Below are 4390 nucleotides of genomic sequence, written 5' to 3' on the forward strand. Positions count from 1 at the left end.
ACCTGCTTGCGCAGTGCCCTGTCGTCCGCCATCTGGGCGGTGGCCGAGAGGACCTCGGCGACCGTCCCCGTGGCGCGGCCGGCCTGCTCGCGCAGCCCGGCCGCGACATCGGCGAACGCGGCCTCGACCTTCGCCTTGGCCACCGCGGGGTCGGCGGGTACCGGCTCGTCCGCCGGTACGACGGGCGCCGGCTGCACCCGGGCGACAGGTCCGCAGACCGCCCCCCGGCCGACGCCGACGCCCGCCAGCACCGCACCCTGCTCGATCATGACCACGCCTACTCGGCGTCGAGATCGGTCGCGAGCAGGGTGACCAGCTCGTCCAGGACACGGTCGGCCTCGGGGCCATCGGCCTCGAGGACGACCTCGTCGCCGCAGGCGACACCCATGGCCATCACCATGAGGATGCTCGAGGCATCCATCGGCTCGTCCCCCGCCTTGGCGATGGTGACGTCGAGGCCGGAGGCCGCGACGGCCTGGGTGAAGATCGACGCCGGCCGAGCGTGGAGCCCGACGCGTGACGCGACCGTGACGGTGCGCTGAGCCATGGTGAGAGTCCTTCCGGTGGAGCTGGAGCTGGATGGGTGCGGGAGCACCGCGTGCGGCGACCGGCGACCGGCCTCCTGCGAGAACCGTAGCGTCGTCGGCCGCGCCTGCGTGGCCGCTCGGGCGGTTCGTGCCGAACTGTGACACGGCCCGGGGGGTCGGCAGGCCGAGGCCGGCCGACCCCCCGGACGACGGTGCTCAGGTCACCGCGCGCCGGAGAGGGCACCCAGCGACTCGACCGAGTCCAGAGCGTCCTCCTGCGGGTTGCGACCGACGCTCTTCGCCACGATGACGAGCGCCGCGGAGACCACCATGCCGACGACCAGCGCGAGCAGGAAGAGCAACGGGGAGTTGACCAGCGGCGTCACCCAGAACCCACCGTGCGGGGCGAGCACGCCGGTCCCGAACGACATCGCCAGGGCGCCGGTGACCGCGCCGCCGATCATGAAGGACGGGATCATCCGCAGCGGGTCGGCCGCGGCGAACGGGATCGCACCCTCGGAGATGAAGGACAGGCCGAGCAGCCACGCCGACTTGCCCGACTCGCGCTCGGCCTCGGAGAACAGCTTCGGCCGGACCACCGTCGCCAGTGCGACGGCCAGCGGCGGGACCATGCCCGCAGCCATGACCGCACCCATGACCACGGCGGGGCGGTCGGTGGACAGCGTCGCGTTCACCAGACCGGCGGTGGCGAAGGTGTAGGCGACCTTGTTGAGCGGACCGCCGAGGTCGAAGCACATCATGAGGCCGAGGACGACACCGAGCAGGATCGCCGAGCTGCCGCTCATACCGTCGAGCCAGCTCGTCAGACCGTCGTTGATCGCCTTCATCGGCGGGCCGATGATGAGGATCGTCAGCACACCGGTGATCATCGTGGCGAGCAGCGGGATGACCACGACCGGCATGACGCCGCGCACGCCCTTGGGCACCTTCCAGCCGGAGATCCACAGGGCGAGGAAGCCCGCGAGGAAGCCGGTCACGATGCCGCCGAGGAAGCCGGCGCCGACGGCACCGGCGATGGTGCCACCGACGAAGCCGGGGACGATGCCCGGCCGGTTGGCGATGCCGAAGGCGATGTAGCCGGACAGCGCGGGGACGAGGAAGCCGAACGCCCATGCGCCGATCCGGAACAGCAGCACGGCCCAGTGCTCGAGGTTGCCCCACTCGAACGCGGTCCACAGCACCGACGGGTCGACGGCCGTGACCTCGATCGCGCCGTTCTCGCCCCAGGCGGCGGTGCCGAGCATGAAGCCGAGCGCGATGAGGATGCCACCTGCGGCGACGAACGGGATCATGTACGAGACACCGGTCATCAGGTACTGGCGGATCCTGGTCCCCGGGCCGACCTTGCGTGCCGCTGGAACGGGCGCGGCCGCTGCGGTGGAGGCGCTGGGCACCGGGGCGCCGGAGGCGCGGGCCGCCTCGACCGCGGCGACCGCCTGCGCGAGCACCTTGGTCGCGTCATGCACGGCGGCCTTGACGCCGACGTCGACGAGCGGCTTGCCGGCGAAGCGCTCCTTGCCCTGGACCTCGAGGTCCGCGGCGAAGATGACGCCGTCGGCCGCGGCGATGACGGCCGGGTCCAGCGGGGTCGAACCCGCTGCACCCTGGGTCTCGACCGAGCACTCGTGGCCTGCGGCCGCGGCGGCTTGTTCCAGCGCCTCGGCTGCCATGTAGGTGTGCGCGATGCCCGTGGGGCACGACGACACTGCGACGAACTTCATGAGGGGTTCACCTCTCGCGTGATGATGTCGGCGACCGTGCCGGCATCGGGGGCCTGCAGGATGGATGTGCGGAACGACTCGTGGACCAGGCGACGTGCCAGGGCCGCGAGGATCTTGAGGTGGGCCGCGTCGCCGCTCGCCGGGGCTGCGATGAGGAACACCAGGGTGGCGGGACCATCGGGCGCGCCGAAGTCCACACCGGCCGGGACCCGGCCGACGGCCAGGCTCGGCGCGGAGACGTGCTCGGACCGGGCGTGCGGCAGGCCGATGCCGCCCGGCATGCCGGTGGCCATCTGGGCCTCGCGGGCACGGACGTCGGCGTGGAAGCCGTCGGCGTCGGTGACGCGCCCGGAGGCGGCCAGCAGGTCGATGAGCTGGCGGGTCGCGGCGTCGCGATCGGTCGCGACGATGTCCAGCGCGACCAGGTCTGGGGTGATGAGCGGGATGGTGCTCACGTCACAGCTCCTTCAGGGTGAGGCCCGGTGCGGGCTCCTCGACGACCCGGACGGCGGCCGGGTCGATCTGCTCGGGGCGGGGTACCTCCGTTCCTGGGAGCTGGACGGCGGCGCGGCCCCACGCCACCGCCGTCCGAAGGCGCTCGGGCTCTGGCTTGCCGGCGGCGGACAGGTACCCCGCCAGCGTGGAGTCGCCGGCGCCGACCGTGGACACCGGGACGATCGGGTCGCCGCCGGCCCACCAGGAGCCGTCGGCGGTCACGAGCAGGGCGCCGTGGGCGCCCAGGCTCACCAGCACCGCGACGGTGCCCATCGCGATGATCTCGCGGGCGGCGTCGCGGACCTCACCGACGGTGAGGAGCTCTCGGCCGACCAGCTCGGCCAGCTCGAGGTCGTTCGGCTTGACGACGGCGAGGCCACCGGCGCGCACGGCGGCGGCGAGCGGTGCGCCGGACGTGTCGAGCGCGAACGGGACGTGCTGCGCTGCGGCCAGCTCGGCGAGCCGCGTGAGGAAGCTCGGGGCGATCCCCTCCGGGAGGCTCCCGGCGGCGATGACGCACGTGGTGCCGCGGTCCAGGTGCTCGTGCACGGCGTGCAGGATCGCGACCTGCTCGGCCTCGTCCACGCGCGGCCCCGGGGCGTTGATCTTGGTGGTCTCGCCGTCGGCGTCCGCCACCGTGACGTTGGAGCGGATGGCGCCCTTGATCCGCACGGGGTGCACCGCCACGCCGACCGCCTCGAGCTCCGCGACGAGCAACGGTCCGTCCGGCCCGCCGACGGGGAACACCGCGACGGTCGCCACCCCGTTCTGGTGGAGGCCGCGGGACACGTTGATGCCCTTGCCACCCGCGTCGAGGTGCGTCCGCAGCGCGCGGTTCACCTCCCCGAGCTCGAGGCGCTCCGTGTCGAACGTGCGGTCGATGGAGGGGTTGAGGGTCACTGTGATGATCATGCGCGCACCACCCTGGGTCCGGCCGACTCAATCTCGTCGGCGAGGTCTGGTTCGAGGTCGAGATCCGTGATGAGCGTGTCCACCGCGGAGAGCGGCGCCACGTGGGCGAAGTCGGACCTGCCGATCTTGGTGTGGTCGGCGAGCACCACGACGCGCCGCGCCGAGGCGACCAGCGCACGCTTGATCCCGGCCTCGACGAGGTCCGGGGTGGTCAGGCCGTGCTCGATGGTGAGCCCGTTGGTGCCGAGGAACGCGACGTCGGCGTAGACGTCCTGCATCGCGCGCTCGGCCCACGCGCCGACGGCGGCGAGGGTACGGCCGCGCACCGTTCCGCCGAGCAGGTGCAGCGTGATGCTGGGCCGGCCGGCCAGCAGCATCGCGATCGGCAGGCTGTGGGTGACGACGGTGAGCTCGCGGTCGGTGGGCAGGATCTCGGCGAGCCGGACCGTCGTGGTGCCCGCGTCGAGCAGGATCGCGCCGCCGTCTGGCAGCTCCTCGAGGGCAGCCCTGGCGATCCGTTCCTTCTGCGCCGCCATGCGCCCCTCGCGGTCCGCGACGGCCGGATCACCGCCGTCATCAAGCATTTCGAGATGGGCCAGGGCACGACGACCGGCCTGGCCTCGCTGATCGCCGAGGAGCTGAACGCCGATCTCGACCAGGTCGCGGTGGAGTTCGCGGCTTCGGACAACGCGCGCTACGCCAATACGCTGATCG

General features: G+C 72.6%; 6 protein-coding genes. All 6 read right to left on the reverse strand.

Annotated elements, in window-relative coordinates; translation table 11 throughout:
* A partial coding sequence (locus tag PKY62_RS12225; RefSeq protein ID WP_324537351.1) for a phosphoenolpyruvate-utilizing N-terminal domain-containing protein occupies nucleotides 1-269 on the reverse strand: 269 nt, incomplete at its 3' end.
* Between the two features lie 8 nt (nucleotides 270-277).
* The gene (locus PKY62_RS12230; RefSeq protein WP_324537353.1) at nucleotides 278-547 is read right to left on the reverse strand and encodes an HPr family phosphocarrier protein; all 270 of its coding nucleotides are present in this window, start codon (nucleotides 545-547) and stop codon (nucleotides 278-280) included.
* Between the two features lie 201 nt (nucleotides 548-748).
* Complete coding sequence (locus PKY62_RS12235) at nucleotides 749-2269, reverse strand: PTS fructose transporter subunit IIC (protein WP_324537355.1); 1521 nt, start codon at nucleotides 2267-2269, stop codon at nucleotides 749-751.
* Nucleotides 2266-2724: a PTS sugar transporter subunit IIA gene (locus PKY62_RS12240; protein WP_324537357.1), complete on the reverse strand. Its 459-nt coding sequence runs from the start codon at nucleotides 2722-2724 to the stop codon at nucleotides 2266-2268. Before PKY62_RS12240 ends, PKY62_RS12235 begins: the two co-directional genes overlap by 4 nt.
* Nucleotide 2725: 1 nt before the next feature.
* Nucleotides 2726-3676: a 1-phosphofructokinase gene (gene pfkB, locus PKY62_RS12245; protein ID WP_324537358.1), complete on the reverse strand. Its 951-nt coding sequence runs from the start codon at nucleotides 3674-3676 to the stop codon at nucleotides 2726-2728.
* The gene (locus PKY62_RS12250) at nucleotides 3673-4260 is read right to left on the reverse strand and encodes a DeoR/GlpR family DNA-binding transcription regulator (protein ID WP_324537360.1); all 588 of its coding nucleotides are present in this window, start codon (nucleotides 4258-4260) and stop codon (nucleotides 3673-3675) included. Before PKY62_RS12250 ends, pfkB begins: the two co-directional genes overlap by 4 nt.
* Nucleotides 4261-4390 lie beyond the last annotated feature (130 nt).

This window comes from Actinotalea sp., assembly GCF_035443605.1.
Taxonomy (GTDB): Bacteria; Actinomycetota; Actinomycetes; order Actinomycetales; family Cellulomonadaceae; genus Actinotalea.